Raw genomic sequence first — 16,894 nt, forward strand, 5'->3', positions numbered from 1 at the left:
GGGATTTTCAGACATGGGGCTTGAAGCCTTCCTGCCGGTGGCTTTCGTCATCGGCTACCTGCTCGGCTCGATTCCGTTCGGGCTGATTCTGACCAGGCTCGGCGGTACACAGGATCTGCGCTCGATCGGCTCCGGCAGCATCGGCGCGACCAACGTGCTGCGCACGGGGCGCAAGGGTCTTGCCGCGGCAACCCTGCTGTTCGACGCGCTCAAGGGCACCGTGGCCGTGGTGATCGCCGGCTACATCGCGGGTCCCAATGCCGCGATGCTGGCCGGCTTCGGCGCCTTCCTCGGCCATCTCTTCCCGGTCTGGCTCAAGTTCAAGGGAGGCAAGGGCGTCGCCGTCTATATCGGCATCCTGCTCGGCCTGATCTGGCCGGCAGCGGTGGTGTTCTGCCTGCTCTGGCTCGCCACCGCAGCCACGACCCGCTACTCATCGCTCTCGGCGCTGGTGGCGGCTTTCATCACGCCGATGTTCCTGTGGTGGTTCGGCCAGCCTGCATTGTCTGCGCTATCAGCCGTGCTGACGCTGCTGCTGTTCTACGCGCATCGCGAGAACATCAAGCGGCTACAATCGGGCAAGGAAAGCCGCATCGGCGAGAAGGCCTGAGCCGGGCATCTACGGATACCGAAGCGGCCCCCTTCTGCATTATGTCCCAAATGCTGTTCGCAACTTGCCGCCGAATCACGGCTGTATGGTGGAACGGGTTCCTGGCCTGGCCCTGATCATGGGCATGGCTCTACGCGGTTGCTCAGAATGAGCGAGAAAATTGTCGGCGCGCACGTTGAAGGTGCCTTGCAGGGCACGGCGGCAAGCCGGCTGCTCTCGATGACGGACATCTGGTCCAGTGCGCCCTCGCCGTTTCCTGCTCCCAAGCCTGTGCCCGTTTCGCCCCCAGCGCCGCAGCCTGCTCGCATCGCGCAAGCTCCTCTGACAGTTGAGGCCGTGATCGCGGCCGCACCAGTTGCGCCGGCGCGGCCCAGCGCCAACCCATGGCCGCCGCAGAAATTGTCGCTGGCACTCCAGGGCGGCGGCACCTTCGCCGCCTTCACCTGGGGCGTGCTGGAGCGACTGCTGGAAGAGCCATCCATCGCGATCGACACCATCAGCGGCGCCAGTGCCGGCGCCATCAACGCGCTGCTGCTCGCCTCCGGTTTCGCGGAAGGCGGCCGTGAAGGCGCGCGCGCGCGGCTGAACCGGTTCTGGATCCGGCTGATGCACGAGGCCTCGTTCCGATCGCTGATGCTGATCGGCGGCTTCTCGCCGGCGGGAAGCTCGGTCGCGTTCGGTCCGACGCTGCGCTCCGGCCAGTTCGATCCGTTCGATCTCGATCCGCTGCGGCAGGCGCTGTCGCGCGACATCAACTTTTCCGCCTTGCGCGACGCGCGCTGCCCGAAGCTTCTGATCGCGGCGACGCGGATCTGCGACGGGCAGCAGCAGATCTTCCGCAACGACGCGATCACCGCCGACGTCGCACTGGCCTCGACCTGTCCGCCGCTGGTTCACTGCGCCGTGGAGATCGACGGCGAGGCCTATTGGGACGGCGGCCTCGGCGGCAATCCGCCGCTGCTGCGGCTGGTGCAGGACACGACAAGCTCCGAAATCCTGCTCGTCCAGGTCACGCCGGCGCGCGACAGCTACGTGCCGATCACGCTCGCCGCGATCGACCGCCGGCTCGACCAGATCGCGGCCAATGCCGCCCTCAATGCCGAGATCGCGGCAATCGAATGGACGCAATCGCACGCGGCGTCTTCGCTGCGGCTCTCCAGGATCGCCGCGGAAGATTTCGTCGACGGGCTGGCGCAGCGCTCATCCACCGATCTCGGCCGCGGCTTCATTCGCGCGCTGCACCGGAGTGGACGCGGGGCCGCGGAGCGCTGGCTCGGGCAAGGCGCGACAGGCGCGGAGGCCAAACGCGCTCTTCCCGCACCTGAACCGGCGCTAGCCTGACTTCGCCAACGCGTTCTCCAGGAACCACGCGGCAGCAAGCGCGCCGGGATCGTTGCCGAATCGCGCGATCACCTGCACGCCGATCGGCAAGCCCCCGACCTTGTGCACCGGCACGTTGACGCAAGGATTGCCCATCAGCGTCCAGAGCCTGTTGTAGCGGGGGTCGCCGGTGGAGGCGAGGTCCTTGGCCGGCGGCGTGCCCGGCGCCGAATAGGTGAGCAGCACGTCGACGCCCTCGAACAATTCACTGACCTCGCGGCGGCCGCGGCGGCTGATCCGGCGTGCGTCGTCGTAGTCCTTCGGCGTCAGGCCGACGGTCGCATCGAGGCTGGCGCGCAGCATCGGCGCGATCTCGTCGTGATGCTCCGAAAATTCCCAGGCGAGCGCGCGATGCGCCTCAAAATCCTGGATGATCGGATGGATGCGCCAGGCCTCCTGCACCGCCTCCGGCAGATCGATGGTCTTCACGCTGGCGCCGGCCTTCTCGGCGGCCTTGATCGCGGCTTGCAGCCCCTCTTCGGCAGCCGGCTCCACAGCGCCGGCAAACTCCTGCCTGACCACGCCGATGCGCGGCGCCTTCGCCGCGACGATGCCGGAGAATTCGGTGCGACCGGTCATCCCCAGCAGTCCGCGCGCGAGATCTTCCGCGCGCGCCCCGAACAGGCCGACGGTGTCGAGCGCCCACGAATAGCATTTGACGCCGACCGTCGGCAGCATCCGGAACGACGGCTTGATCGCAGCAGCCCCGCAATAGGCCGCGGGCCGGATCACCGAGCCGCCGGTCTGCGTGCCCAGCGCCAGCGGGATCATGCCGGCACCGACGGCCGCCGCCGAACCCGAGGACGAGCCGCCCGGCGTATGGCCGAGATTGTGCGGATTGAGCGTCGGGGTCGGATCGCGCGAGGCGAATGCCGTGGTCGTGGTCTTGCCGATGATGGTGGCGCCCGCCCGCTTCAGCATCATCACCACAGGCGCGTCGCTGCGCGGCTGCCAGCCGCGATAAATCTCCGAGCCCATCTCGGTCGGAAAATCGGCGGTGTCGATGATGTCCTTGATCCCGACCGCGATGCCGCGCAGCGGCCCGGAAGCTTGCGCTTTCGCGGACTTGTCGTGACGGACGAAGGCGCGGACGTCCTTCTCCCGCGCCTCGATCGCCGCATGCGATTGCGCGATGGCGGCCTCGGGCGAAAGCTCGCCGGCTTCGATGCGGCGCTGGAGATCGGCGAGTGAGATCATGGCAATACCCTTCTTATTGGCATCGCTTTTAGCATCGCAACCAAGCCGCGCAAGCGCACGCCGCTGTTGCGCAACGCCCTCAGGTTGTTCCATGCTGTGCCTGCAAGGAGCCGCCGTGGACGCCATCAATCCGAGCGTGGAGCTGACCGAGGCCGACAGGCTCGACCGCCTGCGGCTGATCCGCTCCGACAATGTCGGGCCGCGCACCTTCCGTTCGCTGGTCAATCATTTCGGCACGGCCCGCGCGGCGCTGGAGCGGCTGCCTGATCTCGCACGCCGCGGTGGCGCGCAGCGTTCGGCGCGCATCTGTAGCGCCGACGAGGCGAAGGCCGAGCTTGCCGCAAGCCGCAGGTTCGGCATCGCCTGGCTCGCGCCCGGCGAGGATGGTTATCCGGCCCGGCTCGCAACGCTCGACGATGCACCGCCGCTGCTCGCCGTGCGCGGCGACAGTGCAACGTTGATGCGGCCGATCATCGCCATCGTCGGCTCGCGCAACGCCTCGGGCGCTGGACTGAAATTCGCCGGTCAGCTTGCCCGCGAGCTTGGCGAGGCCGGCTTTATCATCATCTCGGGGCTCGCCCGCGGCGTCGACCAGGCCGCGCATCGCGCCAGCGTCGAAAGCGGCACGATCGCGGTGCTCGCCGGCGGACATGATTGCATCTATCCGCCCGAGCACGGCGATTTGCTGGCCTCGATCCTCGACCACGAAGGCGCGGCGATTTCCGAGATGCCGCTCGGCCACGAGCCGCGCGCCCGCGACTTTCCCCGCCGCAACCGGCTGATCTCGGGCGCAGCGCTCGGCGTGGTCGTGGTGGAGGCGGCGCACCGCTCGGGCTCGCTGATCACCGCACGCATGGCGGCCGAACAGGGCCGCGAAGTGTTCGCGGTCCCCGGCTCGCCGCTCGATCCGCGCGCCGCCGGCACCAATGATCTGATCAAGCAGGGCGCGACGCTCGTCACCGAAGCCGCCGACGTCGTCAACGCGATCCAGCCGATCATGGAGCGGCCGCTGATGCATCCGGCGAGAGAACCCGACAGCGAGCCGTTCGAGAGCGATCCGCAAGGGCACGACCGCGACCAGATCACCGGCCTGCTCGGCCCCACGCCTGTCACGATCGACGATCTCGTACGGATGTCGGGCGCCTCGCCCGCGATCGTGCGCATCGTGCTCCTGGAGCTGGAACTCGCCGGCCGGCTCGAGCGCCACGGCGGTGGTCTGGTGTCGCTGCTTTAGGTTTCGTTGCGCTGATCGAAACGCGTCCTTGCAGCCTCGATTTGCGCCAGATGGTCCATCGCCCATTTGCCGAGAGCTTCGACGGGCTGCGACAGCCCGCGGCCGAGATCGGTCAGCTCGTAGTCTACGCGCGGCGGAATGGTCGGAAAGATCGTGCGCGTGACGAGGCCGTCGCGCTCCAGCCCGCGCAGCGTCAAGGTCAGCATCCGCTGCGAGATGCCGTTGATCATGCGCTTGAGCTCGTTGAAGCGCCTCGGCCCGCCCCCAAGCATCATGATCACGAACACGCTCCATTTGTCGCCGACGCGGGACAGCACGGAGCCGACCCCGCGGCAGTCCGCATGGTTGGGATCCGGCCTCGGTGAGGCAGGCAAATCGATGTGTGCAGGTTTCAGGGATGTGCCCATGGCTCAAAAAAGTGCGTTCTTGCGGGGATTTCGATAGTCACTCATGTAGCTCTGGTTACAAACATATACCAGGGTGACCCCAAATGAAACTCCTCCATCTCGACTCCAGCGTGCTCGGCCCCCACTCCGTCTCCCGGCAGGTCTCCGCCGCTATCGTCGACCGGCTCCGACAGGCGACGCCGTCGCTCGACATCGTCTATCGCGATCTGACCCAGACCCCCCTCGCCCACCTCTCCGGCTCGCACCTCGCCGCCGCACAAGGCGCACCTGCGCCGGCGGAGCTCGGACCCGATCTTGCCGCGAGCGCGGCGGTGGTGGACGAGTTCCTGGCCGCCGACATCATCGTGATCGGCGCACCCATGTACAATTTCACCATTCCCAGCCAGCTCAAGGCCTGGATCGACCGGGTCCTGGTGGCGGGAAAGACGTTCAGCTACGGGGCGAACGGACCGCAGGGTCTTGCCGGCGGCAAGCGCGTGATCGTGGCTATCTCGCGCGGCGGCTATTACGGCCCAGCCGCGCTCGGGGAGCATCTCGAAACCTATCTGCGCTGGGTGTTCGGCTTCATCGGCATCACCAGCCCCGAGTTCATTTTCGCCGACGGTATTCAGGTTGGTCCGGATCACCGCGAGAAAGCGGTGGCTGGCGCACTTGAGGCGGCCACCAGCTTGCGCGCGGCGTAAAGCTTACGCCGACACCAGCCGCTGCCGGACTCCGGCGGCGGCTGAGAGTTCGACGAAACTAAAACCAGGCGCCCTGAACGCCGAGAATGACGGCGACGAGCGAAACGAACAGACCGATGCCTGAGAAAAGAGCCACCCCGATGAACTCGGAGGTGTCGGACCGCTTGGCGGGAATGGCGGAACGTTCGGCGTAAATACGCGGTGCTGAAATCGACGAAGAAATGCGAGCTGCCTTCGGCATATCGGGCTCCCTTGAAAATGAGTCTTGTGACCCTCTGCCCGTAAAAGGGTCTTTGCAGCGCAAGCGAAGGTTCAACGCCTCACGCAAGGTTCAGAAAAAGGTCTCGCAGGACGAGGGAACCGGCCGGCGCAACCGCTTGCCGCGGCGCCGACCGATTCAATTTTCGCAAAGATTGATCAGCCGCGATAGATCGGCGCGCCGCTCGGAGAAGCGACCGCGCCACCGTCGACGAAGATCTCCTGGCCCTGCACATGCGCGGAATCATCGGAGGCGAGGAACAGCACCGTCTTCGCAACGTGATCTGTTTCACCAATGCGGCCGAGCGGCGTCGACAGCGAGATCCGCTTCTCGAACGCCTTCTCGGCTTCGGGTGTCGCGGTCGCAGGTCCCCAGATTGGCGTACGGGTCGCGCCGGGCGCGACCACGTTAACGCGGATGCCGCGCGGCGACAGTTCTGATGCCATGATCCGCGCCATCGCGCGCACGCCCGCCTTCGCAGCTCCGTAAGCCGAGTAGCCGGGAATGCCGAGCACGGAGATCACCGAGCCGTTGAGGACAATCGAGGCATTATCGTTGAGATAGGGCAGCGCCGACTGAACGGCGAAGAACACGCCGGTGAGGTTCGTGCGGATGACCTTCTCGAAGACCTCCAGCGTCGACGAACCGAGCGGCGTGCCGCCGGCGATCCCGGCATTGGCGAACACGATGTCGAACTTGCCGAATTTTTCGGCGCCCTTCTTGATTGCAGCTTCCGTCGCGGCGATGTCAGTGGCGTCGGCAGCGAGCGCGAGCGCGTTCGGGCCAAGCTCTTTCGCCGCCGCCTCCAGCGTCTCCTTGTTGCGCCCGGTGATCACCACCTTGGCGCCCTCGGCCACGAAAAGTTTCGCCGTTGCCAATCCAATGCCGCTGTTGCCGCCGGTGATCAGGGCCGTCTTGTTCTTCAGTCTCACGCTCGCCTCCAGTGGTTGCATCATAAAACTAGATTGCCATCTAGGGCCTATGGTTTTATGATGCAACCACACAAGCGCGTGACTGATGTCAAAACGCACGGCACGACGGAACGAAGACGATGGTGAAACGAACGAGCTTCGAGGGCGATGCCTGCCCGATTGCGCGATCACTGGACGCAATCGGCGACTGGTGGTCGCTGCTGATCATCCGCGAGGCGCGGTTCGGCCTGCGCCGCTTCGGCCAGTTTCAAAACAAGCTCGGCATGGCCAAGAACATTTTGTCCGCGCGCCTGCGTGTGCTGGTCGACCACGGCATTCTGGCAACCGCCCCCGCTTCCGACGGCAGCGCGTATCAGGAGTATGTGCTGACGGAGAAGGGCCGCGGCACCTTCCCGATCCTGGTGGCGCTGCGGCAATGGAGCGAGGAATTCGACGATCACCCGGAGGAGATCGCGACGATTCTGGTCGATCGCGAGAAGGGCCGCCCGGTGAAGAAGCTCGAAATGCGCGCCGAGGACGGGCGGCTGCTCAGTCCCGCGGATACGATGCTGAAGCCGCGGCCGGCGCCGCGGCGGCGGTCGGCTGCAGCGCGCTCAGATCGTTGACCGTCATGCTGAGGTGCTCGTCCTGCAAAGCAGGGCGAGCCTCGAAGGATGACAGCCCGGCTGCATCCCAGCCGCTCATCCTTCGAGGCTCCCGGCGCGATGCCATGCATCGCGCCGCTCACACCTCAGGATGACGGGTCTGATACTGGCCGGCGCCCTCACGACAGCTTGCGCTTGCTCCGCAGCCGCAGATGCTCGTCGGCTTCCAGCTTGGTCATCCCCAGGAGATAATGCAGCACGTCGAGCTTGTGCCGCTCGGCGAGCTTGCGCAATGCGCCGACCTGCTCGGTGATGAAGGCTACCGCCTCCTCGACGCCGCCCTCGCCCGGTTCCTCGTGACGCGAGCCTCCCGACACGCCTGATACGGCGCGCGCCCGCTTCTTTCCTGGCCTAGTCACCAGACCCCACCCGAATCCATATCCCCGCAGAAACATTACGCCGACAACTCAAAGGTGGTATTTTGCAACTTTCTCGATATGAAACTTTTCCCATCGGGACGGCTTTCAACAGCCCTCGATTTGACAGCGAGGGTCGCACCACCCATGTTCGGGACGAAACGGCCGACCCGAATCTCATCGAATTCGGCCCCAAATTTCCCCGTAAGTTACTGGAACTACATGAATATCGTTATTGTGGAGTCGCCGGCGAAAGCCAAGACGATCAACAAATATCTGGGCTCGTCCTACGAGGTTTTGGCCTCGTTCGGCCATGTCCGGGACTTGCCTGCGAAGAACGGCTCCGTCGATCCCGATGCCAATTTCAAGATGATCTGGGAGATCGACCCCAAGGCGGCCGGCCGGCTCAACGACATCGCAAAATCCCTGAAGGGCGCTGACCGCCTGATTCTCGCGACCGACCCTGATCGCGAGGGCGAGGCCATCTCCTGGCACGTGCTGGAGGTGCTGAAAGAGAAACGCGCGCTGAAAGACCACAAGATCGAGCGCGTGGTGTTCAACGCCATCACCAAGCAGGCGGTCACGGACGCGATGAAGAATCCGCGCCAGATCGACGGTGCGCTGGTCGACGCCTATATGGCGCGCCGCGCGCTCGACTATCTGGTCGGATTCACCCTCTCCCCCGTGCTGTGGCGCAAGCTGCCGGGCGCCCGCTCGGCCGGCCGCGTGCAGTCAGTGGCGCTGCGGCTGGTCTGCGACCGCGAGCTGGAGATCGAGAAGTTCGTCGCGCGCGAATACTGGTCGCTGATCGCGACCCTGCTGACGCCGCGCGGCGATGCCTTCGAGGCGCGTCTCATCGGCGCCGACGGCAAGAAGATCCAGCGTCTCGACATCGGCACCGGCGCGGAAGCGGAAGACTTCAAGAAGGCGCTGGAAACGGCGGCCTTTGCCGTCACCTCCGTCGACGCCAAGCCGGCCCGGCGCAATCCGCAGGCGCCCTTCACCACCTCGACGCTGCAGCAGGAAGCCAGCCGCAAATACGGCTTTGCGCCGGCGCACACGATGCGCATCGCGCAGCGGCTTTATGAGGGCATCGACATCGGCGGCGAGACCACCGGACTCATTACTTATATGCGTACCGACGGCGTGCAGATCGATCCGTCCGCGATCACCCAGGCGCGCAAGGTGATCGGCGAGGATTACGGCAACGCCTACGTGCCCGACGCGCCGCGCCAGTACCAGGCCAAAGCCAAGAACGCCCAGGAAGCCCACGAAGCAATCCGACCGACCGACATGTCCCGCCGCCCCGACAGCATGAGCCGCAGGCTCGATGCCGATCAGGCGAGACTCTACGAGCTGATCTGGAAGCGCACCATTGCGAGCCAGATGGAATCGGCGGAACTCGAGCGCACCACGGTCGACATCACGGCGAAAGCCGGCGGCCGCACGCTGGATCTGCGCGCGACCGGCCAGGTGGTGAAGTTCGACGGTTTCCTCGCACTCTATCAGGAAGGCCGCGACGACGAGGAGGACGAGGACTCCCGCCGCCTGCCCGCGATGAGCCCGAACGACGCACTGAAGCGGCAGTCGCTCGCCGTCACCCAGCACTTCACCGAGCCGCCGCCGCGCTTCTCCGAGGCCTCGCTGGTCAAGCGCATGGAAGAGCTCGGCATCGGCCGACCCTCGACCTATGCCTCAATCCTCCAGGTCCTGAAGGACCGCGGTTACGTCAAGCTGGAGAAGAAGCGCCTGCACGGCGAGGACAAGGGCCGCGTCGTGGTCGCATTCCTCGAAAGCTTCTTCGCCCGCTATGTCGAATACGACTTCACTGCCAATCTGGAAGAGCAGCTCGACCGCGTCTCCAACAACGAGATCTCCTGGCAGCAGGTGCTGAAGGATTTCTGGACCGGCTTTATCGGCGCCGTCGACGAGATCAAGGATCTGCGCGTCGCGCAGGTGCTCGACGTGCTCGACGAGGTGCTGGGACAGCACATCTATCCGCCCCGCACCGATGGCGGCGACATCAGGCAGTGTCCGAGCTGCGGCAACGGCCGGCTCAATCTCAAGGCCGGCAAGTTCGGCGCCTTCGTCGGCTGCTCGAACTATCCGGAATGCCGCTACACCCGTCAGCTTGCCGCCGACGGCGAGGCAACCGCGGACCGTTCGCTCGGCCAGGATCCTGATTCGGGCCGTGATGTCTGGGTCAAGGCCGGCCGGTTCGGACCCTACATTCAGCTCGGCGAGGCCAAGGATTATGCCGAAGGCGAGAAGCCCAAGCGCGCAGGCATTCCGAACGGCACCTCGCCCGGCGATGTCGAGCTTGAGCTTGCGCTCAAATTGCTGTCGCTGCCGCGCGAGATCGGCAAGCATCCGGAGACCGGTGAGCCGATCACGGCCGGTCTCGGCCGCTTCGGGCCGTTCGTGAAGCACGAGAAGACCTATGCTAGCCTGGAGGCCGGCGACGAGGTGTTCGACATCGGCATCAACCGCGCGGTCACGCTGATCGCGGAGAAGATCGCCAAAGGCCCGAGCCGCCGCTTCGGCGCCGATCCCGGCAAGGCGATCGGCGATCATCCCACCCTTGGCACCGTCACGGTGAAGGGCGGCCGCTACGGCGCCTATGTCACGGCCGGCGGCATCAACGCGACGATCCCGAGCGACATCGAGAAAGATGCCATCACGCTGCCGCAGGCGATCGCGCTGATCGACGAACGCGCGGCCAAGGGTGGCGGCAAGAAACCGAAGAAGACGGCGAAGCCGGCCAAGGCCAAGACCAAGGCCAAGAAGGCCGCGGGCGGCGATGACGCCGCGCCAAAAACCAAAAAGCCGGCCGCGAAGAAGGCGGCCAAACCTAAATCCGAATCCACCAGCAAGGCGCGCGCCGCCGTGTCGTCGTCGGCCAAGACTTCGGCCATCAAGACGTCGCCGACCAAGGCAGCTGGCGCCAAAGCTCCGGCCAAGAAGAGTGCCGGCACCAATTAGAGGCTAAGTGAAACGTAACAATGACCGTGGCTTTCCCGACCGGAACGCCATCGTCGCCTTCATCAAGGCAAATCCCGGAAAGGTCGGAACCCGCGAAATTGCGCGCGAGTTCGGCCTGAAGAACGCCGATCGCGTCGAGCTCAAGCGCATGCTCCGCGAGCTCGCCGACGACGGTCTCGTCAAGAAAAAACGCCACACGATCTCAGAGCCCGACAGCCTGCCGTCGACGCTGGTCGCCGACATCACCGGCCGCGACGCTGACGGCGAGCTGGTCGCGTCCCCCACCGAATGGGACGAGGTCGAAAGCGGCGAACCGCCAAAGATCCTCATCACAATGCCGCGCCGGCCAAGGCCTGGCACCGCGGCCGGCGTTGGCGATCGCGCGCTGCTGCGCGTCGAGCGCTCCGATGAGACCGAAGGCCCGGCCTATCGCGGCCACATCATCAAGGTCTTCGACAAGACCAAGAGCCGCATCCTCGGCGTCTTCCGCAGCCTGCCCGAAGGTGGCGGACGGATCATCCCCGTCGACAAGAAGTCCGCCGACCGCGAGCTGAACATCGCCCCGACCGAGATGCACGGCGCGCAGGACGGCGATCTCGTCAGCGTCGACATCATCCGCTCGCGCGGCTTCGGCCTGGCATCAGGCCGCGTCAAGGAGAAGCTCGGCTCGGTCAAGTCGGAGAAGGCGATCAGCCTGATCGCGATCTACGCGCACGACATCCCGCTGCAATTCCGCCCCGCGGCAGAGCGCGAAGCGGAAGCGGCGGAGCCGGCCAACCTGAAAGGGCGCGAGGACTGGCGCGACGTCCCGCTCGTCACCATCGATCCGCCGGACGCGAAAGATCACGACGACGCGGTGCATGCGCAGCCGGATGACGATCCCCACAACAGAGGCGGCTTCATCGTCAACGTCGCCATCGCCGATGTGAGCTTCTACGTCCAGCCGGGCACCGCGCTCGATCGCGACGCGCTCGACCGCGGCAACTCGGTCTATTTCCCCGACCGCGTCGTGCCGATGCTGCCTGAGCGCATCTCGAACAATCTCTGCTCGCTGGTGCCGGGCGAGCCGCGCGGCGCGCTCGCGGTGCGGATGGTGATCGGCCCCGACGGCCGCAAGCGCTCGCATACGTTCCACCGCATCCTGATGCGTTCGGCAGCGAAGCTGAGTTACGCGCAGACGCAGGCCGCGATCGACGGCCGGCCCGACGACACCACAGGCCCCCTGCTCGATCCGATCCTGAAACCGCTCTATGCCGCCTATGCCTGCGTCAAGCGCGCGCGCGACGAACGCGATCCGCTCAATCTCGATCTGCCCGAGCGCAAGATCCTGCTGAACAGCGATGGCACGGTCGACCGCGTCGTCGTGCCTGACCGGCTCGACGCGCACAGGCTGATCGAGGAGTTCATGATCCTCGCCAACGTCGCGGCGGCGGAGATGCTCGAGAAGAAGTCGCTGCCGCTGATCTATCGCGTGCATGACGAGCCGACGCTGGAGAAGGTCCACGCGCTCGCGGAGTTTTTGCAGACGCTCGACGTTCCCTTCACGAAAGGTGGCGCGCTGCGCCCCGCTCTGTTCAACCGCGTGCTGGCGCAGCTCGAAGGCCACGACCACTTTCCGCTGGTGAGCGAGGTCGTGCTGCGCGCCCAGGCGCAGGCGGAATATTCCTCGGAGAATTACGGTCATTTCGGGTTGAACCTGCGCCGCTACGCGCATTTCACCTCGCCGATCCGCCGCTATGCCGACCTCGTCGTGCACCGCGCCCTGGTCCGCGCGCTCGGCCTCGGCGACGGCGCGTTGCCCGACAGCGAGACGCCGGAAACTCTCGGCGAGGTCGCCGCCCACATCTCGGTGACCGAGCGCCGCGCGATGAAGGCGGAGCGCGAGACCGTCGACCGCCTGATTGCCCATCACCTCGCCGACCGCATCGGCTCGAATTTTCAGGGCCGCGTCTCCGGCGTCACGCGCGCCGGCCTGTTCGTCAAGCTGGCCGAGACCGGCGCCGACGGCCTGATCCCGATCCGATCCCTCGGCGCGGAATATTTCAACTATGACGAAGGCCGTCACGCGCTGGTCGGCACGCGCAGCGGCACCATGCATCAGCTCGGTGACGTCGTCGACGTCCGCCTGATCGAAGCAGCACCCATCGCAGGCGCGTTACGCTTCGAGCTGCTGTCCTCCACGGGTGAAACCGCGCCACGGCACCGCAGGTCATCTGGTCCGCAACGCCGCCCCTCGTTCAAGGCGCATCCCGGGCGTAGTCCAGCCAAGAAAGGCAAGCCGGAGCAGCAGAAGAAGCCCGGCAAGGGCAAAAAAGCCAAGGGAAAAGGCAAAGGACAGAAGGGCAAGGCGTGGTGACGACGAGCACAGCCCCAAAAATCTGGACCCGCGAGACCGGCCTCGTCGAGAAGCGCGACGTCTGGACTGCCATGAAACGCGGCTTTCGCGGCCGCTGCCCGCGCTGCGGCGAAGGAAAGCTGTTCCGCGCCTTCCTGAAGACCGCGGACAATTGCACCAGATGCGGCCTCGATTTCACGCCGCACCGCGCCGACGATCTGCCCGCCTATCTCGTCATCGTTATCGTCGGCCACATCGTGGTGCCGACTATTTTGTGGATCGAGACCAACTACACCACGCCGGTCTGGATCAGCTTCGCGGCCTATCTGCCCTTCACCTTCGTCGCCTCGCTCGCACTGCTGCAGCCGGTCAAGGGCGCCGTGGTCGGATTGCAATGGGCTCTGCGTATGCACGGGTTTGACGAGACCCCGCCGGATGGTATTCCGCCGGTGTAAGCAAAATAAACAAGAAGCGGTTTGGGTGAGGACATGACGGATACGTCGCAGACAGCCGAGAGGGCAAAGATCCACGAGGGCAAGGAAGCCGACCACCATCCCTATTTCCGTCCCCGGGATGCGGCCACACTGATCCTGGTCGATCGCAGCGGCGCCGTTCCAAAAGTCCTGGTCGGCAAACGCCACGACAAGGTGGTGTTCATGCCCGGAAAGTTCGTCTTCCCCGGCGGCCGCGTCGACAAGGACGATTATCGCGTGCCGTGCGCGGCGCCGATCACCGCCGAGCTCGAAGCCAATCTCGCCAAGGGCAGCCCGAAGACCCCGGCCTCGCGTGCGAAGTCGCTCGCCATTGCCGCGATCCGCGAAGCCTGTGAGGAGACCGGCCTCTGCCTCGGGCGCAAGATTCAAGACAAGTTCGAGGGCAAAGCCAAACTCGAAGGTGCCTGGAAGCCGTTCGCGGATGCTGGCCTGTTGCCCGATCCCTCCAGCCTGTTCCTGATCGCGCGCGCGATCACCCCGCCCGGCCGCGTCAAGCGGTTCGACACGCGCTTCTTCACGGCGGACGCCTCCGCGATCACCCATCACGTCGAAGGCGTGATCCATGCGGATGCCGAACTTGTCGAGCTGGTCTGGGTCGAGCTCGGCTCAAAGCCGCTCGCCGATCTGCATCCGATGACCCGCAATGTACTCAACGAACTCCACACGCGCCTTGCTACCGGCCCGCTCCGTCACGATGCGCCGGTGCCGTTCTTCCATTTCTACGGCGGCAAGATGCAGAAGGATATTTTGAGCTGACTACTCGTCCGCATCCGGCTCGGTGCCGACATAGTCGCGCGCGGGAAGGTTCAGCGCTCGCCCGAGCTCGTTGGCGAGTTGGCTGGCTTCCTCGCGCTTGGTGAAGCTCATCAGCGCGATCGGCTCGGTGCCCTTGTTGCCGCAGAGATTGACGTCGTACGTCGTCGCTTGCGGATCGTAGTCGTCGGTGATGCCAATGAAATGATAGTCGGCGAGATCGCGATGCTTGCGAATGTTCAGCGGGCCGAACTGCCTGGTGATGACGATCTGGCGCAGCGTCTCGTTCAGCACGACGAAATAGCGGAACGTCAACAGAATGATTCCGGGAATCCCGACGAGCAGCCCGAGCCCCGTGAACACCAGCACCGGCACGAGATCATCGGCGAGCCTTCCGAAGCCGGCAAAATCCTGGCGCAGGCCGAGCGCGACATTCCACAGCAGATAGCCACTCGCCGCCAGCAGCGGCAATGACAGCAGCCGCCCGACCCAGGGCATGGGCCGGTCGATGCGGACGATATTGCCGTCCACGGTCATCGCGTCTGGCATCGAGGGTCTCCTGACGAGCCGAAGTCATGGCTTGGTCGGAGCGAGCGGCGGATCGGTTCGATGGCCCCTCGCCGTCGTTCCAGACTCGCGCCCCGGAATGACGGAATTGTGCTGAGTGCGTCGCGAAAAACAAAAGAATCTTCCCGCCCTTACCAATGGCGGAGTTCCCCGGCGTGCCTATGTCTTCTTCAACCACACAAGGAACGGATACGGGGCGATGGCACAACGGCAACTCAAGCTTGGCGCGTTCATGCGCCCGATCAGCATCCACACTGGCGCCTGGCGCTATCCCGGGGCCTGGCCGGACGCCAATTTCAATTTCGGCCACATCAAGACGCTGATCAGGAAGCTCGAGGCCGGCAAGTTCGACGCCTTCTTCATGGCCGATCACCTCGCCGTGCTGAACATGCCGGTCAACGCGCTCAAGCGCAGCCACACCGTGACCTCGTTCGAGCCGTTCACGCTGCTGTCGGCGCTCTCCGCCGTCACCGAGCGCATCGGCCTGATCGCGACCGGCTCGACCACCTTTGACGAGCCCTATCACGTGGCACGGCGTTTCGCCTCGCTCGACCATCTCAGCGGCGGACGTGCGGGCTGGAATATCGTCACCACCTCGAATCCGGATGCCGCGCTGAATTTCGGCCTCGACGACCACATGGAGCACGCCGAGCGCTACAAGCGCGCCCGCGAGTTCTACGACGTCGTCACCGGCCTCTGGGATTCCTTCGCCGACGACGCCTTCGTGCGCGACGTCGAAAGCGGCGTGTTCGTCGATCCCGCGAAGATGCATGTGCTCGATCACAACGGCAAATATCTGAAGGTGCGCGGGCCGCTCAACATCGCCCGCCCTGTGCAGGGCTGGCCGCTGATCGTGCAGGCCGGCGCATCGGAAGACGGCAGGCAGCTTGCGGCCGAGACAGCAGAGGCCGTGTTCACCGGCGGCGGCAGCCTCGCCGACAGCCAAAAGCTCTATGCCGACATCAAGGGCCGCATGGAGAAGATCGGCCGCGACCCCGAGCATCTGAAAATCCTGCCCGGCGCCTTCGTGGTGGTCGGCGACAGCGTCGACGAGGCCAAGGAGAAGCGTGCGTTGCTCGACAGCCGCGTGCACTACGACAGCGCCATCGCCTCGCTGTCCGTCATCCTCGGCACCGATGCCTCCGGCTTCGATCCCGATGGACCACTGCCCGAAATCCCCGAGACCAATGCCAGCAAGAGCGGCCGGCAGCGCATGGTCGACCTCGCCGCGCGCGACAAGCTCACGGTGCGCCAGCTCGCCCAGCGCGTCGGCGGCTATGGCGGGCTGTCCTTCGTCGGCACCGCCAAGACCATCGCCGACCAGATGGAGGAATGGCTGGTCGGGCGCGGCTCGGACGGCTTCAACATCATGTTCCCGTTCCTGCCCGCCGGCCTCGACGACTTCGTCGACAAGGTCGTGCCGGAGCTGCAGCGGCGCGGGATTTTCCGCAAAGAGTATGAAGGGCCCACCTTGAGGGAGAATCTGGGCCTGCCGCGGCCGAAAAACCGGTTCTTCGAGGGGTGATCGGGCCGATTTGAGTGCTTTTCGACCCCTAAAATCTTGACATCAGGCGGTTTCTGGCTAGGTTGCCGCCCAACGCGGGCCGTCTGGCCGGCTCCAGATTCCCTTATTGTTGAGGTTCAGAACATGGCCAAAGCGGTCACCATCAAGGTCAAGCTCGTGTCCTCGGCCGACACCGGCTTCTACTACGTCGCCAAGAAGAATTCGCGCACCATGACCGACAAGATCGTCAAGAAGAAGTACGATCCCGTCGCGCGCAAGCACGTCGAATTCCGCGAAGCCAAGATCAAGTAAGATCGGCTAAACGCTGCTGAGTTTTGCGGGGCCCTTTCGGGCCCCGTTTTTATTTGTGCCTCTCTCCGTGTCTGCGCTGATGCAAGCGCTTTCACATTTCGGAAAGCTTCCGGAAAGGCGGCCGGCAACCAGACGCCCGGCGTTGGCGCGAGGGCTGCGACTGCGCCCCGCACGTTCTCTCTCGTGTCCCGGACGCGCTGCAGCGTGAAACGCTGCTGCGCCGAGCCGGGATCCAGAAAGCAACA

The 16,894-nt window shown here is 65.2% G+C and carries 17 protein-coding genes; 11 read left to right on the plus strand and 6 right to left on the minus strand.

From position 1 onward, the window contains the following. Positions 1 to 13: 13 nt before the first annotated feature. Positions 14 to 610 carry a glycerol-3-phosphate 1-O-acyltransferase PlsY gene (gene plsY / locus IVA74_RS05445; RefSeq protein WP_247340800.1) on the plus strand — a complete coding sequence of 199 codons (597 nt, stop codon included), beginning with the start codon at positions 14 to 16 and terminating at the stop codon, positions 608 to 610. A gap of 147 nt (positions 611 to 757) precedes the next feature. Continuing rightward, complete coding sequence (locus IVA74_RS05450; protein ID WP_247340633.1) at positions 758 to 1,951, plus strand: patatin-like phospholipase family protein; 1,194 nt, start codon at positions 758 to 760, stop codon at positions 1,949 to 1,951. On the opposite strand, the gene IVA74_RS05455 is transcribed toward IVA74_RS05450, so the two are convergent. Next, complete coding sequence (locus IVA74_RS05455) at positions 1,943 to 3,187, minus strand: amidase (protein WP_247340634.1); 1,245 nt, start codon at positions 3,185 to 3,187, stop codon at positions 1,943 to 1,945. The two genes, IVA74_RS05450 and IVA74_RS05455, sit on opposite strands and share 9 nt — an antisense overlap. A gap of 91 nt (positions 3,188 to 3,278) precedes the next feature. On the opposite strand from IVA74_RS05455, the gene dprA reads away from it, so the two are divergent. Further along, positions 3,279 to 4,421, plus strand: coding sequence for a DNA-processing protein DprA (dprA, locus tag IVA74_RS05460; RefSeq protein WP_247340635.1), 1,143 nt, complete (start codon positions 3,279 to 3,281; stop codon positions 4,419 to 4,421). Here dprA and IVA74_RS05465 read toward each other — a convergent pair. After that, positions 4,418 to 4,828: a helix-turn-helix domain-containing protein gene (locus IVA74_RS05465; protein ID WP_247340636.1), complete on the minus strand. Its 411-nt coding sequence runs from the start codon at positions 4,826 to 4,828 to the stop codon at positions 4,418 to 4,420. The two genes, dprA and IVA74_RS05465, sit on opposite strands and share 4 nt — an antisense overlap. Positions 4,829 to 4,911: 83 nt before the next feature. On the opposite strand from IVA74_RS05465, the gene IVA74_RS05470 reads away from it, so the two are divergent. Beyond that, positions 4,912 to 5,511, plus strand: a complete 600-nt coding sequence (locus IVA74_RS05470; RefSeq protein WP_247340637.1) for an FMN-dependent NADH-azoreductase — start codon at positions 4,912 to 4,914, stop codon at positions 5,509 to 5,511. 58 nt (positions 5,512 to 5,569) lie between these two features. Here the strand turns inward: IVA74_RS05470 and IVA74_RS05475 are convergent, their stop codons facing one another. Then, entirely contained in the window at positions 5,570 to 5,752 is a 183-nt protein-coding gene (locus IVA74_RS05475) for a hypothetical protein (protein ID WP_247340638.1), read from the minus strand. Between the two features lie 176 nt (positions 5,753 to 5,928). Then, positions 5,929 to 6,702, minus strand: a complete 774-nt coding sequence (locus IVA74_RS05480; protein ID WP_247340639.1) for an SDR family oxidoreductase — start codon at positions 6,700 to 6,702, stop codon at positions 5,929 to 5,931. 119 nt (positions 6,703 to 6,821) lie between these two features. Here IVA74_RS05480 and IVA74_RS05485 point away from each other — a divergent pair, with 119 nt between their 5' ends. Further along, a complete protein-coding gene (locus IVA74_RS05485; protein WP_247340640.1) occupies positions 6,822 to 7,307 on the plus strand; it encodes a helix-turn-helix domain-containing protein in 486 nt (161 codons plus the stop codon). 158 nt (positions 7,308 to 7,465) lie between these two features. On the opposite strand, the gene IVA74_RS05490 is transcribed toward IVA74_RS05485, so the two are convergent. Next, entirely contained in the window at positions 7,466 to 7,705 is a 240-nt protein-coding gene (locus IVA74_RS05490) for a hypothetical protein (RefSeq protein ID WP_247340641.1), read from the minus strand. 219 nt (positions 7,706 to 7,924) lie between these two features. Here IVA74_RS05490 and topA point away from each other — a divergent pair, with 219 nt between their 5' ends. From topA to IVA74_RS05510, 4 genes are read left to right on the plus strand one after another with little or no spacing between them, the layout of a single operon-like run. Continuing rightward, positions 7,925 to 10,684, plus strand: a complete 2,760-nt coding sequence (gene topA / locus IVA74_RS05495; protein WP_247340642.1) for a type I DNA topoisomerase — start codon at positions 7,925 to 7,927, stop codon at positions 10,682 to 10,684. 7 nt (positions 10,685 to 10,691) lie between these two features. Continuing rightward, the gene (gene rnr / locus IVA74_RS05500) at positions 10,692 to 13,040 is read left to right on the plus strand and encodes a ribonuclease R (RefSeq protein ID WP_247340643.1); all 2,349 of its coding nucleotides are present in this window, start codon (positions 10,692 to 10,694) and stop codon (positions 13,038 to 13,040) included. Continuing rightward, on the plus strand, positions 13,034 to 13,474 hold the full coding sequence (locus IVA74_RS05505; protein WP_247340644.1) for a DUF983 domain-containing protein: 441 nt from the start codon (positions 13,034 to 13,036) through the stop codon (positions 13,472 to 13,474). Before rnr ends, IVA74_RS05505 begins: the two co-directional genes overlap by 7 nt. A 33-nt stretch (positions 13,475 to 13,507) precedes the next feature. Next, positions 13,508 to 14,269: an NUDIX hydrolase gene (locus IVA74_RS05510; RefSeq protein WP_247340645.1), complete on the plus strand. Its 762-nt coding sequence runs from the start codon at positions 13,508 to 13,510 to the stop codon at positions 14,267 to 14,269. Here the strand turns inward: IVA74_RS05510 and IVA74_RS05515 are convergent, their stop codons facing one another. Beyond that, complete coding sequence (locus IVA74_RS05515) at positions 14,270 to 14,815, minus strand: hypothetical protein (RefSeq protein WP_247340646.1); 546 nt, start codon at positions 14,813 to 14,815, stop codon at positions 14,270 to 14,272. Between the two features lie 217 nt (positions 14,816 to 15,032). Here IVA74_RS05515 and IVA74_RS05520 point away from each other — a divergent pair, with 217 nt between their 5' ends. Both IVA74_RS05520 and rpmG read left to right on the plus strand, forming a co-directional pair. Then, positions 15,033 to 16,358, plus strand: coding sequence for an LLM class flavin-dependent oxidoreductase (locus IVA74_RS05520; protein WP_247340647.1), 1,326 nt, complete (start codon positions 15,033 to 15,035; stop codon positions 16,356 to 16,358). A gap of 123 nt (positions 16,359 to 16,481) precedes the next feature. After that, entirely contained in the window at positions 16,482 to 16,649 is a 168-nt protein-coding gene (gene rpmG, locus IVA74_RS05525; protein WP_247321864.1) for a 50S ribosomal protein L33, read from the plus strand. Positions 16,650 to 16,894: the final 245 nt, after the last annotated feature.

The organism is Bradyrhizobium sp. 132 (assembly GCF_023074185.1).
Taxonomy (GTDB): Bacteria; Pseudomonadota; Alphaproteobacteria; order Rhizobiales; family Xanthobacteraceae; genus Bradyrhizobium.